At 61.3% G+C, this 17243-nt stretch carries 12 protein-coding genes; 4 read left to right on the forward strand and 8 right to left on the reverse strand.

Annotated features, from left to right (window positions below; all coding sequences use genetic code 11):
• Positions 1 to 2 precede the first annotated feature (2 nt).
• Entirely contained in the window at positions 3 to 1322 is a 1320-nt protein-coding gene (locus RS9916_RS11030; RefSeq protein ID WP_007099497.1) for a glycosyltransferase family 2 protein, read from the forward strand.
• A gap of 6 nt (positions 1323 to 1328) precedes the next feature.
• Here RS9916_RS11030 and RS9916_RS11035 read toward each other — a convergent pair whose 3' ends face one another.
• The 7 genes from RS9916_RS11035 to tig all read right to left on the reverse strand — a co-directional run bounded on the left by RS9916_RS11035 (position 1329) and on the right by tig (position 11633).
• A complete protein-coding gene (locus tag RS9916_RS11035) occupies positions 1329 to 1997 on the reverse strand; it encodes a hypothetical protein (protein ID WP_007099498.1) in 669 nt (222 codons plus the stop codon).
• Positions 1998 to 2093: 96 nt separating this feature from the next.
• Positions 2094 to 4133 carry a DNA polymerase III subunit gamma/tau gene (locus RS9916_RS11040; RefSeq protein WP_007099499.1) on the reverse strand — a complete coding sequence of 680 codons (2040 nt, stop codon included), beginning with the start codon at positions 4131 to 4133 and terminating at the stop codon, positions 2094 to 2096.
• Between the two features lie 96 nt (positions 4134 to 4229).
• Positions 4230 to 7001, reverse strand: a complete 2772-nt coding sequence (locus RS9916_RS11045) for a DUF4347 domain-containing protein (protein WP_007099501.1) — start codon at positions 6999 to 7001, stop codon at positions 4230 to 4232.
• 388 nt (positions 7002 to 7389) lie between these two features.
• Positions 7390 to 8010: a lecithin retinol acyltransferase family protein gene (locus RS9916_RS11050; RefSeq protein ID WP_007099502.1), complete on the reverse strand. Its 621-nt coding sequence runs from the start codon at positions 8008 to 8010 to the stop codon at positions 7390 to 7392.
• A gap of 4 nt (positions 8011 to 8014) precedes the next feature.
• Positions 8015 to 9370: an ATP-dependent protease ATP-binding subunit ClpX gene (gene clpX / locus RS9916_RS11055; RefSeq protein WP_007099503.1), complete on the reverse strand. Its 1356-nt coding sequence runs from the start codon at positions 9368 to 9370 to the stop codon at positions 8015 to 8017.
• Between the two features lie 87 nt (positions 9371 to 9457).
• Positions 9458 to 10147: an ATP-dependent Clp endopeptidase proteolytic subunit ClpP gene (gene clpP, locus RS9916_RS11060; RefSeq protein ID WP_007099504.1), complete on the reverse strand. Its 690-nt coding sequence runs from the start codon at positions 10145 to 10147 to the stop codon at positions 9458 to 9460.
• 46 nt (positions 10148 to 10193) lie between these two features.
• Complete coding sequence (gene tig / locus RS9916_RS11065; RefSeq protein WP_007099505.1) at positions 10194 to 11633, reverse strand: trigger factor; 1440 nt, start codon at positions 11631 to 11633, stop codon at positions 10194 to 10196.
• Between the two features lie 228 nt (positions 11634 to 11861).
• Here tig and RS9916_RS11070 point away from each other — a divergent pair, with 228 nt between their 5' ends.
• The 3 genes from RS9916_RS11070 to RS9916_RS11080 all read left to right on the forward strand — a co-directional run bounded on the left by RS9916_RS11070 (position 11862) and on the right by RS9916_RS11080 (position 15926).
• A complete protein-coding gene (locus RS9916_RS11070; protein WP_007099506.1) occupies positions 11862 to 12845 on the forward strand; it encodes an aspartate-semialdehyde dehydrogenase in 984 nt (327 codons plus the stop codon).
• 5 nt (positions 12846 to 12850) lie between these two features.
• Positions 12851 to 13759 carry a 4-hydroxy-tetrahydrodipicolinate synthase gene (gene dapA / locus RS9916_RS11075; protein WP_007099507.1) on the forward strand — a complete coding sequence of 303 codons (909 nt, stop codon included), beginning with the start codon at positions 12851 to 12853 and terminating at the stop codon, positions 13757 to 13759.
• Positions 13760 to 13853: 94 nt separating this feature from the next.
• Positions 13854 to 15926: a ribonuclease J gene (locus RS9916_RS11080; protein WP_007099508.1), complete on the forward strand. Its 2073-nt coding sequence runs from the start codon at positions 13854 to 13856 to the stop codon at positions 15924 to 15926.
• Between the two features lie 90 nt (positions 15927 to 16016).
• On the opposite strand, the gene RS9916_RS11085 is transcribed toward RS9916_RS11080, so the two are convergent.
• Entirely contained in the window at positions 16017 to 17243 is a 1227-nt protein-coding gene (locus tag RS9916_RS11085; protein ID WP_007099509.1) for an HlyD family secretion protein, read from the reverse strand.

The following is a 17243-nucleotide window of genomic DNA, read 5'->3' on the forward strand; positions in this document are numbered from 1 at the left end:
CGATGGCTCAAGCCGCAGTGACGGGAGATCACCGACGCGGCAAGTCAGCGCTGTTTCTTGTGGCTTGTGGAGCGGCTGGTGCTGCTCCCCACTGGCTCGACCCACTCCGCAGCCTGGCCCCGGCCTGCACCTTGGCGTTGCTGCTCGGCGGTTATGGCTTGCGCACTGTGTTGCGCAGCCGCGATCAGCCCTGTGCCTGTGGGTTGGAGCCCTTGCCTGAAGAGGCTGCCATTGATCTACCGGCTGTGGATGTGGTGGTGGCCGCTCGCGATGAAGAAGCCGTTGTTACGCGACTCGTGGAGCGGCTGACTGCCCTGAGCTACCCCCGCGAGCGTCTTTCGCTTTGGGTGGTGGATGACGGCAGCGAGGACCGGACGGGACCGTTGCTGGATGAGCTCAAGCAGCAGCATCCACAGCTGCAGGTGATCCATCGCAAGCGTGGTGCGGGCGGAGGCAAGTCTGGTGCCCTCAACACCGTGCTTCAGCAACTCAAGGGCGATTGGATGCTGGTGCTGGATGCCGATGCCCAGCTGCAAAACGATGTGCTTGAACGCCTGTTGCCCTTTGCGATCAGGGGCCGTTGGGCGGCGGTGCAGTTGCGCAAAGCGGTGACCAACGCCCAGGAAGGTTGGTTAACGCGGGTGCAGGCCATGGAGATGGCGCTCGATGCTCTGCTGCAACAGGGCCGCCTCTGGGGTGGCGGAGTGATGGAGTTGCGGGGGAATGGACAGCTGCTGCAGCGCAGTCGGCTGCAGGCTTGCGGTGGTTTCAACGAAGACACCGTCACCGATGACCTCGATCTGAGTTTTCGCTTGCTTACCGATGGTGCTCCGGTGGGCTTGCTGTGGGACCCTCCGGTGCAAGAGGAAGCGGTTGAATCGTTGCCCGCTCTCTGGAAGCAGCGGCAGCGCTGGGCGGAAGGTGGTTTGCAGCGCTTCTTCGATTACTGGCCCAAACTCACGTCCGGCACCCTCGCCGGTCGGCAAAAGCTCGATCTGGTCTGCTTCTTCCTGCTGCAATACGTCCTTCCACTGCTCTCTTTCGCCGACTTGATCACCAGCCTGGTGTTGCGCAGTGCACCTGTGTATTGGCCGCTGTCGATCGTGGCCTTCAGTGTGTCGGGCCTGGCCTATTGGCGGGGGTGCCGCCGGGTGAGCGAAGGGCCTGAGCTGCCCCGGCCCGGGGTGATCAACCTGTTGCTGGCGATTGCTTATCTCGGCCACTGGTTTGTGGTGATCCCGTGGGTGACCCTGAAAATGGCGCTCTTCCCCAAGCGGCTGGTCTGGGCCAAGACCAGCCATCGCGGCGAACTCTCGGCTTAAACCCGCTTACTGCACCATTCCCCGTTCGGCGGCTTCGGCGTAGCGCAGCAGGTTGGGATCTGTGCGTTGCGTGGTGTTGAGAAAGTGCCGCACGATGCCCGCAGCCTCTGGGTAATAGCTGCGCAAGTGCCCCAGCCCATGTAAGGCGCTTTCAACGCAGCACACATTGCTGAGATTCAGGCATTGGCGCATCACATCGGCCACTGCGGCGTAAATCTTCTCTTTGTGGGGATTGCGCTCACACCAGCTCAATGGAGTTTCATCCCAGAAGTGAAAGCACACCTGATCGAGTTTGCTGCCGGGCGTGCAGCGCGCATTCAGGCAATCGCGAAACAGGGTGGCCATCGCTGCAATTGCCTTCAGTTTCAGTTCGATCTCGACCTCTCCGTCACGCAGTGCATAGGCGTAGATGCAGTTGGAATCAAACACGAAATGCAGCCCATGGGCGATTTGAAGCTCGGAATAGGGGGCGAGTTCGGTCTCGGCGGTGGCGCAGAGACGATGGGTGTAATACACCGTTTGTGCATCCGTTAACAGCATCATTGGGCTGTCGTCGAAGCGCCATTGGCCTTTGGGGTCATCGCGATCAAACAGGAACCGAATCCAGCGTTGGAACTTCGGATCGTCATCCCAGGTGATGCGTCGAGCGGCTTGCTTTTGTTTGCGCCGTGTCATTGATGAGCCGTTGTGCTGCGCTCACCCTGCTGCTACTGACGATTCGACTCCGTGTGGAAGTGCTCGTTGGGATGTGATCTCACTCACGCCTGATCGTCAGGCTTCCAGATCCACATCCACCACCTGGCCGTTGAAGAACTCCGCGAAGCGCTTCACCTTGTCGTCCATGGGGGAACTCATCGGCCGGGGAGGAGCCTCTGGTGCATTGGTTTCGGGGCTTGGTGCTGCTGCTGCGGGGGCCGGGGTTTGCGGCAGTTGGGGTGCCGGTGCTGCGGACGGAGGCGTAGACGCTGCGGGTTGTGCTGGTGGGGCAACCGCCGCTGCACTGGGCGCAGTGGGCGGAGAGGACGCAGGAGTTGGAGACGGTGAGCTGGTGGGTGGCGCGACAGGCGCTGGAGCTGCTGCCGCCGCAATCGTTGGGCTGGGAGGACTGGGAGGAGTTGAAGGGGGGGCGGCTCCTGGAGCTGGCGTGGCTGGGGTGATGGCACCGGCGTGGCTTTCCAACACCAGTTGACGGTTGCCGCCGCAGGCCCGGGCGATCGCTTGCTCCAGCAGGGTGGCCCGGCTCTGCACCATGCCCATCCAGTTGCCAGCCACCTGCACCACAGCGCGGTGGGCGTCCATGCGCACCAGCTGGGCCTGTTGAGAGAGCAGCATGCGGGTGGAGGGCAGTTCGAGGCTGCCGAGGATCTGCTGCCATAGCTCCGGCAGGTTGGTGCTGGTAGAGGGTGCCGTGTCTGGAGCTGCAGGCGCCGTTGCGTCCTCTGTGGGGGAAGGTGCGCTGCCGGTTTGGGCTGCACTCCCGGTTGGTGGCAACGACACCGCTGGGGTTGCTGGTTGGGCTGCGGGTGTCGGTGCTGCGACGGGCGTTGTTGCGACTGAGGGTGCTGGGGCTGGCGGTGGTTCTGGTGCTGCTGCTGCGACCTGGGGCATGGCTGGAGCCGGGGGGGCGCTTGCCGCTGCCTGTGCGGTGCTGATTGCTGGGGATGGCGTTTGGCGTGCGGCTTGCTGCATGGCGGGGGCAGCAGCAGCGCTGGGTTCGGCCTCGGCCAGCAAGCCCATCAGCAGCACCTCCAGCCACAGACGCGGTTGCACGCTCAGGCGCAGTTGCTGCTCACTGCCTCGCAGACGCGCTTGCCACTGCAGCAGTCGCTGCCGGCCGATGCGTTTGGCCAGCTCCGGCAGTTGATCGCGGAACTGGGGGGAGACGCTGGTGAGCTCCGGGCGATCGGGCGCCGCCGCCATCAGCACCAGGTCTCGGAGAATGCCGGCCAAGCCCTGGAGCACAGCGCCAGGATCGCGGCCCCGATCCAGCAGGCTGCGGCTGGATTCCACCAACTGAAGGGGATCGCCGCTGGCCAGTGCTTCTGCCAGGGCAATCAGGTCTTGCTCCGGCACGGCGCCGAGCAGATCCCACACCGCATCGGCTTCGATCGGTGCTGGCAGCAGGCTGAGCTGATCGAGCAGGCTCTCGGCATCGCGCAGGCCTCCCTGGGCCCGTTGGGCCACCACGTGCACGGCTTCCGGTTGGATCGGAATCGCTTCCTGCTCCGCGATCCAGGTGAGGTGGGCCTCGAGGGCATCGAGGGGGATGCGGCGGAAATCAAACCGCTGGCAGCGGCTGAGGATCGTCGGCAGCACCCGTTGCGGGTCGGTGGTGGCGAGTACAAACACCACCCGCGGCGGTGGCTCCTCCAGGGTTTTGAGCAGGGCGTTGAAGGCCGCGGTGGAGAGCATGTGGCACTCGTCCACCACGTACACCTTCCAGCGGGCCTGCACCGGCGCGAAACGCGAGCGCTCGATCAGGTCGCGGATGTTGTCGACGCCGGTGTTGGAGGCGGCATCGATCTCGATCACATCGAGGGCTGTGCCTGCCGCGATCGTGGTGCAGAGCTCGCAGCTGCCGCAGGGCTCGGGGGTGGGGCCATCGCTGCTGAGGCAGTTGAGCGAGCGGGCCAGGATGCGGGCACTGGAGGTTTTACCGGTGCCTCGTGGCCCGCTGAACAGATAGGCGGGCGCGATGCGATTGCTGCGCAGGGCATGGCCAAGGGTGGCCGCAATGGCGTTCTGCCCCACCAGTTGGTCGAACCTCTGGGGGCGGTACTTGTGATGCAGCGGCTGGTAGGCCTGGCTCATGCGCTGCCTGCGGAACCCAGAGGTTACCGAGGCCGACTGGTGGCAGGCGTGCTTGAGGGTGTGGCTGTTGAGCTGGCCTCAGATCACAGGTGTGGGTTAGGTGACCGAATCAAACTGGAAACCAATGATGTGATCGTCGAAGTCACGGTCACCACCACCGAACTGGTCTTCGAGTCCAAAGACGTTGTTGCCAAGCACGCGGAAGTGGCTGATGCCATCGGCGTTGGCTTTGGCAAAGGCAAAGAAGGTATTGCTCTGCACCTTGGCGTAGGGGGCCAGGTAGCCGCCGAGGTCCCCCATCTCGAGCGATGCCTCTTCCGTTTTGTTATTGGCCAGAGAGAAGGTGAACGTGTCTCCGCCGTAAAGGTTGTCGGCGCGCAACGCTGCTTCGGTGTAACCGGCTGCGCCTGGGGCAATGAGAGAGCCGTCAGCAGCCATCACGACGCCGGTGGGATCGACCACGCGGTAGAAGCCGGTGAGGGCATCCAGGGTGGCTTCACGGGCCTGGGCCCAGACCCCACGCAAGGATTCGCCATTGCTGAAGGCTGTGCCATCCAGTACTGGAGCGATGCCTTGTTCTTGGGCCACTAGGGCATTCAGACCTTGGTCGTTGGCATTGAGAGCAAGGTTGAAGCTCAGCCCTGCGCTTGCTGCGAAAGAGACGCTGCCATCGCTGTTGACCGTTGAATCCAGGAAAGACAAACGGGAATCTTTCACGCTCTTGAGTGTGTCGAGCGTGGTGTCTGCCAAAGAGAAGAAGCGCAGGGATTGGCCGTTGCGAACCAGCAGATCACGCTTGAACGTGTAGTTGTCAGGAATGACGACGTCGTCTGCTTCCAGGCTGCTGAACACGATGGTGGCGCGCTCCTTGAGTTGATCAAGATCACCAAGAATGGTCTTGGCGGAGGCGACTTCGTTGGCATCCAGCACGATGTAGCCAATTTGGTGTACAGCCTTACTGCGCCCGGTAATGGTGGCGCTGAGGTTTAAAGCGGCAGGTGCAGCATTGTTGGGGTCGGCAATCGTGAGCAGATTGAAGGGCCCATCATTGGCTTGGATAACAGGATCCAGTGCCACGGAGGCTGCAGTGGATGGATCGACAATCACTCCATTTTTTGTCCCGTCTTTGTCGCCGAATCCGCCATCGATCAGAGTCAGGGAGAGGTAATCGGCAAGTCCATCGCCATCGAGGTCATAGAAACGGGCGCCGGCATTGACGAGCGGGTCAAAACTCAGGGCTGAAACCTCTCCTTCGTCATCAACGGAGTAGTAAAGAAGTTTTTGAGAGGTGTCGCGTTTTCCTTCGCTTGTCGTGATGGCACCATTCTCGAAGTTGAGGCTTGAGAGGGCCAGATTGAACGTGGTTCTGGGAATGCTCTCGTCAATCGCGGCTTCAAAATTGAGGGAGTCGGTCTGCAGTGTGATGCCGGAATCACTCAGTACTGCGCGAGCTTTTGAGTTGATTGCGTCGACTGTTGTGACCAATGAAATATTGGTCGCCTTGTCTGAACCGCTGAGGTAGGAGATTTCAGTGTTCGGCGCCGCCTCTGCTGCCTTTGCTGCCGCCTCTGCTTCAGCCGCCGCCGCTGCCGCTGCTGCGACTACCTCTTCAATATTTCTCTTTGACTGAATAATGATATTGCTAAACAAGTCATTATTGTCTGCGTCGAACATGTTGACGTCGGCGAAAACGATTGTATTGCCACTGCCGACGGTCTCTCGGGCCATGACAATGTTGTTGGTCGCGTTTTCGCTGGTGACAAGAATCGCTTCGGCGGACTCGTCGTCGATTTCTAAGGCGCCAAATGTGCGTGTTTGTACTGTGCTTAATCCGGATGTAATATCGTAATTTCCGATTTCTACAATATCGGTTGTGCCATCGGGTGGTGTTGCATTCAAATCATTATCGCGAATAGATCCAACTCCTTCTTTGACTGCAATCGAGGAGCCTACGTAGTTAAGAATTTCGCTTGCGTTTGAATTTATGTCATCAAAGCTAGGGCTCCATTCGCCGCTGATGAGAAGTGTTCCTCCTCCCTCGACAAATTGCTTGAGATTGTCGAGCTGGCTTGTTGTTGGTACGGATTTTGGAAAAATAATGTAAACAAGATCAGCGTCTATTTCGCTATCTAAAAAAGAGTAGTCGTCGGTGTATGTTGTATAGCTAAGGTTGCCAATGGCGTCGAAGGTTGGCTTGACATAAGCTGTATCAATGCTGTATTGGCTGGCCGCGTAGCCAACGGCAGTGATCTGTTCGCTGCTCGTTAGAGGAGCGCTCGCCTGAGGTCCTTCGCTAAAGGTCGCATAACTCACTGTCGCGAGTTGATAGGCCCAGGTATCACTGTCTCCGAAGTTCAGTGGCCAATTGATGGTATTGCTGTGCCCCTTTGAATGGAGAGTCCAGTGTTTTTGGCCGTCGGTATCGAGGCCCAAGATGCCGCTCGATGAATAGACGGAGGTCCCAAGCAGCTCTTCCCAAAGGCTCAACGCACTGTTGTCGGCTCCGTAATCGCAAGCCCAAAGCGCAAGTTCATCCAGCTGCCAGTCGATCAGTTGGTTGCTGGCTGCCAGCAGAGCAGCGCGATTAACCTTTTTTTCTCCAACGCGCAGCACGCCTGGGCTGCCGTGGCTGACCCAGTGCAGCGCCTTCACTGGTTGTCCGTGCTCGCGACGATCTGACAACGCATCGCTGATGGCGGCCAAGGGCTCCTGTTCGCCGTCCAGCCACAGCACCGGCACCAAGGCCTCAGCCAGCAGCTCCCGGATCTTGGGGCAGCTGCCGTCAGCAACGATCAGCGTGGCCTGTCTCTGCCCTTGGGTTGTGGTGGAGTTGTTGATCTGCTCGAGTCCGCAGGCTTTCAGGGTCATGAGTAATCGGCTTGGGATGTGGGCGAGTGAAGTGGTTGGGCGGTGTTGGGGCAGGCGCCTGAGTGCGTTGCTTTTCAGGGCTGAGTTCTGCTTGCGTTGCTACGGGGATACACCTGTGCCAGGGCTGTATGGATCAGCGCCTGGTTAAGTCGCACAGGCGTTGCTGGGCTTTGCAGTTGTTGTTGCTCTGTGGGCTGCGGAGTGGCGTTTACGCATTACCCAAGATCGTCAATTTCCTATGTGGATTGACATTCGCATGACATTTAATTGAGTTGTTGGTTGTTTTTGTCAGCTTTGTTTTGAAAGGGTGAATTATCTTCACCCCCCTGTTGCCCAAGCAAAAGCGTGTTTGTGCCGCTTTCTTGGCCTGGATTCGAATCAGCCTGATCTATTGGTTTTTGTCTTGCTGTTCCAGCAGGGTGTTGAGCTTGGTCTCCAGGTCTTCCACCGCCGCTAATTCATCGGCCAGGCTCTGGCCGCTTAGTAGCAAGCGCTGATTGCCGCCATCACCCGCCTGTTGCAGCAGCGCTTCCAATTTGCTGAGCAGTTTGAGGCGTAATTGTTCGAGTTGACTCACGCCTTTTCGGGCCAGGGCGCGGCTGTTGGCATCCAGAAGTCCCCGTTGCACCAGCAGCTCCAGCCCAGCCATCAGCGCTGAGGGCATGCGTGCACTCCAGCTGCGGGCTTTGTCGATCACCGAGTTCACCTGGGCGCTGTGATGGCGGCCGGTTTTGCACCAGGTGGCGAAGTGCTCGCAGTTGTTGAACAGCAGGTTGTAGTTCTGCTCGCCGATGCGGCTCATCGCTCGCCGCAGGGTCACCCCCTGGGGAGAGCACTGCGTGTGCGGCACCACACTCACCGGTTGGCCTTGGCTGAAGTCGTCCAGCGCACTGCGCAGGATTTCGCGGCCTTCCAGGTAATGGGCCACGGTGCCGTCGCCGAGATCGATGCCGTGATGGAGAAACAGGCCGTGTTGCCGCGGCACCTGCAGGTGATCGGCCGCGGCCATGGCTTTAGGCGGATTCCTGCTGGCGGTCGCTGCCGGGAAGGGGCAACACCTTGCCGCCGGTGTGCTCTTCCACCATCGTTCGCGTCACCGTGAAGTTCTTCACGTTTTTGCGTGAGGGCAGGTCATACATCAGATCGAGCATCAGCTCCTCCACGATGCCGCGCAGGGCCCGGGCGCCAGTTTTGCGCCGATGGGCTTCGCTGGCGATCGCTTCCACCGCTTCGGTTTCGAAGTCGAGCTGCACGTTGTCCATGCTCAGCAGGGTGCGGAACTGCTTGACCAGGGCATCGCGGGGCTCGGTGAGGATCGATTTCAGGGCCTCTTCATCGAGGGGCTCGAGCACGGCGCTCACCGGCATGCGGCCGATGAATTCCGGAATCAGGCCGTAGCGCACCAGGTCATCGGGTTCCAGATGGCGCAGCACCTGGGCCGCCTGGAGGTCTCGGCTGGCTTTGTTGCGTCCGCGTCCGTCGCTGCTGGGCACAAAGCCAATGGCATTGCGGCCCATGCGCTTCTGCACCACATCATCGAGGCCCACAAAGGCACCGCCGCAGATGAACAGGATCTGGCTGGTGTCGATTTGGATGCAGTCTTGATAGGGGTGCTTGCGGCCCCCCTGGGGCGGCACGTTGGCCACGGTGCCTTCCAGCATCTTCAGCAGGGCCTGCTGCACGCCCTCGCCCGACACATCGCGGGTGATCGAGGGGTTTTCGCTCTTTCGGGCGATCTTGTCGATTTCGTCGATGTAGATGATGCCCCGCTGGGCCTGATCCACATCCATGTCGGCTTTCTGCAGCAGCCGCAGCAGGATGTTTTCCACGTCTTCACCGACGTAGCCCGCTTCGGTGAGGGTGGTGGCGTCGGCCACCGCGAAGGGCACGTCGAGCATCTCGGCCAGGGTCTGGGCCAGCAGGGTCTTGCCGCAGCCGGTGGGGCCGATCAGCAGGATGTTGCTCTTGTGCAGGCGGGTGGCGGTCTCTTCGGTTTCGCCCTTGCCATCTCCTTGCCAGGCGAGGCGCTTGTAGTGGTTGTAGACGGCCACCGAGAGCACTTTTTTGGCAGCGTCCTGACCCACCACCTGGTGATCCAGGAAGGCCTTGATCTCCTGCGGTTTGGGAATCGTGGCCAGGGTTGGAGCAGGTTTGTTGCTCTTGCGTGTGGTCTGGGCGGCTTTGCGGCCCTGTTCGGCGCCTTGGCGAGGATTGCCCTGGGCGTCGATCAGTTCTTCATCCAGGATCTCGTTGCAGAGATCGATGCATTCATCGCAGATGTAGACCCCAGGGCCCGCAATCAGCTTGCGCACCTGCTCCTGGGATTTCCCGCAGAAGGAGCACTTCAGATGGGCATCGAATTTGGCCATCGGGCGCCAGACACTTCAAACGGGAAAAACGGACCTCACGCGTTGGGAACGGCCCGACTCCAAGGATCGTTGTGGAAGACAGTGCTGTCAGCCTTCCGTAACGATTCCTCCGTCTGCGGGGCTGTCCACCACCCGATCGATCAAGCCGTATTCAACCGCTTCTGCCGGGGAAAGGAAGTGGTCGCGATCAGTGTCTTCGGCGATTGTTTCCAGAGGCTGGCCGGTGTGCTCCGCCATCAGTCCGTTGAGGGTTTCCTTGAGGTAAAGGATCTCCTGGGCCTGGATTTCAATGTCCACCGCCTGGCCTTGGGCGCCGCCCATGGGCTGGTGGATCATGATCCGAGCATTGGGCAGGGCCAAACGCTTGCCCTTGGTGCCGCCGGAGAGCAGGAAGGCTCCCATGGAGGCCGCAAGGCCGTAGCAGATGGTCACCACGTCAGGGGCCACCTGCTGCATGGTGTCGTAGATCGCCAGGCCGGCGGTGACGGAGCCACCTGGGGAGTTGATGTAGATCTGAATGTCTTTTTCCGGATCCTCGGCTTCGAGGAACAGGAGCTGGGCCACGAGGGCGTCAGCCACCTGATCATCGATACCGGTGCCCAGAAAGATGATCCGTTCGCGCAGCAGGCGCGAATAGATATCGAAGGCACGCTCGCCTCTGCCCGACTGTTCCACCACCGTGGGCAGCACACCCGGGGCCGCGGATGGCATCACCGCTGTGGGGCGGATGCCAGTCCAGCGGTTCTGGATCGGGTGTGAGCTGCTGGCGTCGATCACGCTGCGAACAGAACGGGTTGATGTGCGTGCAATCTATGGGGCCTGATCAGGCCTCGGCGTCCTCCTTGGACTTTTCAGCTTTTGCCTTGGTGGTTTTCTTGGCCGCAGGCTTCTTGGCTGCAGTCTTTTTGGCTGCAGGCTTCTTTTCAGCTTTGGCGTCGTCAGCCTCAGCGGCCTTCTCGGTCACCGTGCTGTTGTCTTCCAGCCAGCCCAGAAGCTTGTCGCGCAGCAGGTCGTCGATCACGGCATCACGCAGACGCTGGGGATCGATGTCGCGCTCACCGGCGAGCTGCTTCTTCACCTCCTTCACCTTGGCGTCGATCGCGGCGTCTTCGACCTTGAGGCCTTCGCTTTCCGCCAGGGCGGACAGGGCGAGGCTGCGGCGCAGGCGTTCCACGGCTTCGGGACGGGACGACTCCATCAGGTTGCGCACCAGATCAGGTGTGAACAGGGATTTCACATCCATGCCCTGCTGGGCGAACTGACCGGCGGTTTGCTCCACCAGGTTGCGCACTTCCTGTTGCACCAGGCTTTCGGGCAGTTCCACCTCGAGCTGCTCCACCAGGGCTGCAATCAGCGCGTCATGGCGGTTGCTCTTCTGGCGGCGCTCGGCGTCGTCCTTGAGGCGCTCCTCCAGGTCTGCGCGCAGTTCGGCCATCGTTCCTTTGTCGCTGGCCTGCTTGGCGAAGGCGTCGTCGAGTTCAGGCAGCTCGCGGGTTTTGAGGTCCTTGAGGTTGATCACAAAGCTGGCTTTGCGGCCGCGGGCGTCCTCTTTGGGGTAGTCCTCGGGGAACTGACACTCAACGGTTTTCTCGTCGCCAATGGCCATTCCCACGACCCCTTCCACGAAGCCGGGGATCATGCGGCCGTCTTCCAGCTCCACGTCCATGGAATCGGCGCTGCCCCCTTCGATGGCGCTGCCGTCATCGCTGTAGGTGCCGGCGAAGCCCACCACAGCCACATCGCCATTGGCGGCGGCACGGTTCTCCACGGGCACCAGGGTGGCCATCTGGCGACGGGATTGTTCGATCATCTCGTCGACCTTGGCGGGGTCATAGCTGACGCTTTCCGCTTCGGCTTTGAGGCCTTTGGTGGTTTTGAGCTTGGGGACAGGGGCGACGTCGGTTTCCAGGGTGACGGTCAACTCCTTGCTGGGATCGAACGCCTCGAGCAGGGTCTCAAAACCGTCGGTGAGGTCGGGCTGGCCCAGGGCCTCGATCTTTTCCTGGTCGATGGCTTCACGCCACACGCCATCCACCATTGATTCCAGTGCTGTGGCACGGATGCGCAGCGGACCGATCTGCTGCAGCAGCACGGCTCTGGGCACCTTGCCCTTGCGGAAACCGGGCAGATTGATGGTGCGGCTCAGGCGTGCAACAGCGGCTTCGTAGCTCTCTTTGCAGCGCTCCGCGGGCACTGCCACTTCAACCGCCAGGCGGCTGCCGGGGCGGGCGGTGGTCTTGACCTTCAACGAAGCGGCGCTCATCAGAACTGGTACGGGCAGCCCAACACTGTATGCAAGCGTCCGTGCCGGCTTGGCCGCGTATTGTGGCAACAGCGTTCTGATGGGTTGTTCCGCTTCTCTTCACAGCGGAGGCCCGATGCAATCAGAAGACGTCTGAATTCGTTTCTCAGCTCTAGCGATACCCATTTGTCCACCTCTTCTTCTCCAACGCGTCCTGGTTCTCTCCCCGCCCGCCCGCTGACCGTTGCGGTGCTCGGTGCCAGCGGAGCTGTGGGTCAGGAGTTGCTCCAGCTGCTCGACGAGCGTCAGTTTCCGATTGCTGAATTGCGCCTGCTGGCATCGGCCCGCTCTGCGGGTCAGAAACAGCAGTGGAAAGGTCAGGAGCTGATCGTTCAAGAGGTCAGTGCCGCAGCCTTCCAGGGTGTGGATCTGGTGCTCGCCTCGGCTGGTGGCTCGGTGTCGAAGCAATGGCGTCAGGCGATTACGGATGCCGGCGCTGTGATGGTCGACAACTCCAGTGCCTTCCGTATGGACGAGGGCGTGCCGCTGGTGGTGCCTGAGGTGAACCCCGATGCAGCCTTCAGCCATCAGGGGGTGATCGCCAATCCCAACTGCACCACGATCCTGCTGAGCCTGGCGCTGGCACCTTTGGCGGCCAAGCGTCCGATGCGTCGTGTTGTGGTGAGCACCTATCAATCCGCCAGCGGTGCCGGTGCGCGGGCCATGGATGAACTGCGTGACCTCAGCCAGGTGGTGCTCGATGGGGGCACGCCGGAAAGCAGCGTGTTGCCCCATTCCCTGGCCTTCAACCTCTTCCTCCACAACTCCCCGCTGCAGGCCAACAGCTACTGCGAAGAGGAAATGAAGATGGTCAATGAAACCCGCAAGATCATGGCGCTGCCAGATCTTCGTTTCAGTGCCACCTGTGTGCGCGTTCCGGTGTTGCGCGCTCACTCCGAGGCCGTCAACGTGGAGTTTGAGCAGCCTTTCCCCGTTGCTGAAGCCCGTGCGCTGTTGGCTGAAGCCCCTGGGGTTGAACTGATCGACCGCTCCGACGAGAACCGCTTCCCGATGCCCACTGATGTCACCGGTCGCGATCCCGTAGCGGTGGGCCGGATTCGCCAGGACATCAGCGAGCCCAATGCCCTGGAGTTCTGGCTCTGCGGTGATCAGATCCGCAAGGGGGCAGCGCTTAACGCGATTCAGATCGCAGAACTATTGATTGCCGCCTGATCTTGATGTCTGTCGCCGCTGAACTGTCACCCACCCCCTTCGGTCGCCTGCTGACCGCGATGGTCACCCCCTTTGACGGCGAGGGGAACGTCGATTTTTCTCTGGCTGGCCGTCTGGCTTGCCATCTGGTGGACCAGGGATCGGATGGACTGGTGGTCTGCGGGACCACCGGTGAATCCCCAACCCTCAGCTGGGATGAGCAGGCTCAGTTGCTGGCGGCGGTTCGGGAGGCCGTGGGCTCAGGCGTGAAGGTGTTGGCCGGCACTGGCAGCAATTCCACGGCGGAAGCGGTTGAGGCCACAGCCCATGCGGCCGCGGCTGGTGCTGACGGGGCCCTGGTGGTGGTGCCCTATTACAACAAGCCTCCCCAGGAGGGGATGGAGGCCCATTTTCGTGAGGTTGCGGCCGCGGCTCCTGAGCTGCCGCTGATGCTTTACAACATCCCTGGCCGTACTGGATGCAGCCTGGCGCCCGCCACGGTCGCTCGCTTGATGGACTGCCCCAATGTGGTCAGCTTCAAGGCCGCCAGTGGCACCACCGAAGAAGTCAGTCAACTGCGCTTGGCCTGTGGCCCGCGCCTGGCGATCTACAGCGGCGACGATGCCCTCACCTTGCCGATGTTGTCTGTTGGCGCTGTGGGTGTGGTCAGCGTCGCCAGCCATGTGGCCGGTCAGCGCATGCGCTCCATGATTGAGGCCTTTTTGAGCGGCCGTCATGCCGAGGCCCTGGCACAGCACGAACTGCTCTTGCCTCTCTGCAAGGCCCTGTTCGCCACCACCAATCCGATTCCGGTCAAAGCAGCGCTCGAGCTGAGCGGCTGGCCCGTCGGTGCTCCCCGTCTTCCCCTTGTTCCTCTGGATGCCGCCATGCGTGAGTCCCTTGCCCAAGCCCTCAATGCCCTGCGTCAGACCTGACGCCTCGGCTGATTGACCACCGGTGCTCCGGAGCCAGCGGCTTCGTTGTTAGTGCCCGACCTGAGTTTTCCTTTTCCCCTAAACGACGCCTTTCATGACACCGATCTCCACCGTGAACCGCTCCCGCAACGGACAAGCTGCCGCCAACGAACCCTGCCTGCGGGTGATCCCCCTGGGCGGTCTGCACGAGATCGGCAAGAACACCTGCGTGTTCGAGTACGGCGATGACCTGATGTTGGTGGACGCCGGTCTGGCCTTCCCCAGCGACGGCATGCACGGCGTCAATGTGGTGCTGCCCGACACCAGTTTCCTGCGCGAGAACCAGAAGCGCATCCGCGGCATGATCGTGACCCACGGTCATGAAGACCACATCGGGGGCATTGCCCACCACCTCAAGCACTTCAACATCCCGGTGATCTACGGGCCTCGGTTGGCCCTGTCGATGCTCACCGGCAAGATGGATGAGGCCGGTGTCACCGACCGCACCACCCTGCAGACCGTGAGCCCACGTGACGTGGTCAAGGTGGGCCAGCATTTTTCGGTGGAGTTCATCCGCAACACCCACTCGATGGCCGACAGCTTCTCGCTGGCCATCACCACACCCGTGGGCACCGTGATCTTCACCGGTGATTTCAAGTTCGACCACACGCCGGTTGATGGTGAGCACTTCGATCTGGCCCGGCTGGCCCATCACGGTGATCAAGGCGTGCTCTGCCTGTTCAGTGACTCCACCAATGCCGAGGTGCCCGGGTTCTGCCCCCCTGAGCGTTCGGTGTTCCCCAACCTCGATCGCCACATGGCTGAAGCGGAAGGGCGTGTGATCATCACCACCTTCGCCAGCTCGATTCACCGCGTGGCGATGATTCTTGAGCTGGCGCTCAAGAACGGCCGCAAGGTGGGTCTGCTGGGACGCTCGATGCTCAACGTGATCGCCAAGGCCCGTGAACTGGGCTACATGCGCGCCCCCGATGAACTGTTTGTGCCCATCAAGCAGATCAATGATCTGCCGGACCGGGAAACCCTGTTGTTGATGACCGGAAGCCAGGGTGAACCCCTCGCAGCCCTAAGCCGCATTTCCCGCGGTGAGCATCCCCAGGTGAAGGTCAAAACCACCGACACGATCATCTTTTCGGCGAGCCCGATCCCCGGCAACACCATCTCGGTGGTGAACACCATCGACCGGCTGATGATGCTCGGCGCCAAGGTCGTCTACGGCAAAGGCGAAGGCATCCACGTGTCTGGCCATGGCTTCCAGGAAGACCAGAAGCTGATGCTGGCCCTCACCAAGCCGAAATTCTTCGTGCCGGTGCACGGTGAGCACCGCATGCTCGTGCAGCACGCCAAGACCGGCCACTCCATGGGCGTGCCGGAAGACAACACCTTGATCATCGACAACGGTGATGTGGTCGAGCTGACTGCCGATGCGATCCGCAAGGGTGATGCGGTCAAGGCCGGCATTGAGCTGCTCGACCAGTCCCGCAATGGCATCGTCGACGCTCGCGTGCTCAAAGAGCGTCAGCAGCTGGCTGAGGATGGCGTGGTCACGATCCTGGCGGCCATCAGCACGGATGGCGCCATGGTTGCCCCGCCGCGGGTGAACCTCCGCGGTGTGGTGACCACTGCCGATGCCCGCAAGATGTCGCTCTGGACCGAGCGAGAGATCAAGTGGGTGCTTGAGAACCGCTGGAAGCAGCTGACCCGCAACACCGGTGGCAAAGCGCCTGAAGTGGATTGGATGGGTGTTCAGCGTGAGGTGGAAGTCGGCCTTGGCCGTCGCATGCGCCGTGAGCTCCAGGTGGAGCCCCTGATCCTGTGTCTGGTCCAGCCCGCTCCGGGCGGTACCCCGGTGTACAAGGGTCGTGCCGATGCCGAGCCCGATGACCGTCCGATGGGCCGTGGCCGTGGCGGTCGTGGGGGTCATGGTGGCCGCCAGGGTCATGGTGGCAACGGTCATGGCCGTCGCGATCGCGATCAAGCCCCTCCCCGCGTGATCACCACGCCGTCGGCAGCGGCAAATGCGGCCGCCGCCGCCAATGGTTCCACCCCCCCTGTATCCACTCCGAAGCCGGCTCCTCAAGCAGCACCGGTCGTGAATCGCGCCCAGCCTGAGCCCGAGCCCGAGATGCCCGCAGGTCGCACCCGTCGTCGCCGTTCGGCGGCGGCCTGAGCTTGCCCGGACTCGTGATCACAAGAAAGCGCCGCAATCGCGGCGCTTTTTCATGGTCTGTGTTGACGGTGGCTGGTGATTCCCGCGCGTTTAGATCTGGCGCAAGGAATCAGTCTTGCTGCGGAAGGTGTTGAGCAGCAGTTGGAGGTAACTGACGCTGCGCAGTTTGATATTGGCGGTCAGTGACATGCCCACCTGCAAGGGAAGCACTGTGCCGTTGTTCACCTTCAGTTCCTGATCATTGAGTTTGATCGTGGCTGGGTAGCGGTATTCCTCGCGGCCCTTCTGTGCATCAGGGGCCAAAGCATCTGATCCCACCGATGACACGGTGCCTTCCAGCACCCCGAAATCGGTGGCGGGGAACGAATCGATGCTGACCTCTGCAGATTGGCCGGTGTGCACGAAACCGATCTTGCTGCTGGGGATCTCCACATCAGCTTCCAGGGTGTTGAACGGCACCACCTTCAACGCGGCCTGGGCCGATTGATCCTGAGACACGAAGCCGGGGTTGGTGAGCTTGAGGTCGAACACGATCCCATCCACCGGTGAGCGCAGCAGTTGGTTGCGGTTGGTCACCTTCACTTCGGTGCGGCGGGCTTCCAGCTGGGAGCGCTCGCTGCGCAGACCCGCCAGCTCAGCGTTGAGTTGTTCCACCTGTTGATCGATCAGCGCGATCTGGCGACGGCCGTCCAGTTCTTCCTTGGTGATCTGACCCTTCAGCTCAGCGACGCGGTTGCGTTGTTGGAGGTATTGGATGTCGGGGGATGCCCCTTCACGGGCCAAGCCCGCAAGCCTGTCGAGGATCTGTCTTTCCAGCGCCAGGTTGGAGCGGGTGGTGGCCAGCTGTTCGCGGTTGAGATCGAGGGTGCGCTGACGCTCCAGGCGTTTGAGCTTCAATTGCTCCTGCTTCTGAGCGATCTGGGAGCTTTTCTCGGTCACGCTCTTCTCCAGGGAGACGAGCTGTTCCGCGGTGCTTTCTTGGTCGAGGCGAATCAGCAGCTGGCCTTTTTTCACCCGGTCGCCGCTCTTGACCAGGATCTCTTCCACCACACCGCCGGTGGGGATACGGATCTCCTTCACATCGCCAACCGGCTCGAGTTTTCCCATGGCCACCACCACTTCTTCGGTGCGGGCAATGCCCAGCCAGCCGATGCCAAACACCGTGGTGCCGATCAGCGTCCAGGTGACGCTCTTCAGCCAGAAACGATCCTGCTGCAGCACGCTCTCGTTGTCGGTGAGGGTGCCGGCCCGCTTCTCCAGTTGATCCTGCGCTTTGCGGATCAGTCCGCCGACGGGGTTTTGGTTGAGCTTGCCCAT

It is taken from the genome of Synechococcus sp. RS9916 (assembly GCF_000153825.1).
In the GTDB taxonomy this organism is placed as follows: domain Bacteria; phylum Cyanobacteriota; class Cyanobacteriia; order PCC-6307; family Cyanobiaceae; genus Synechococcus_C.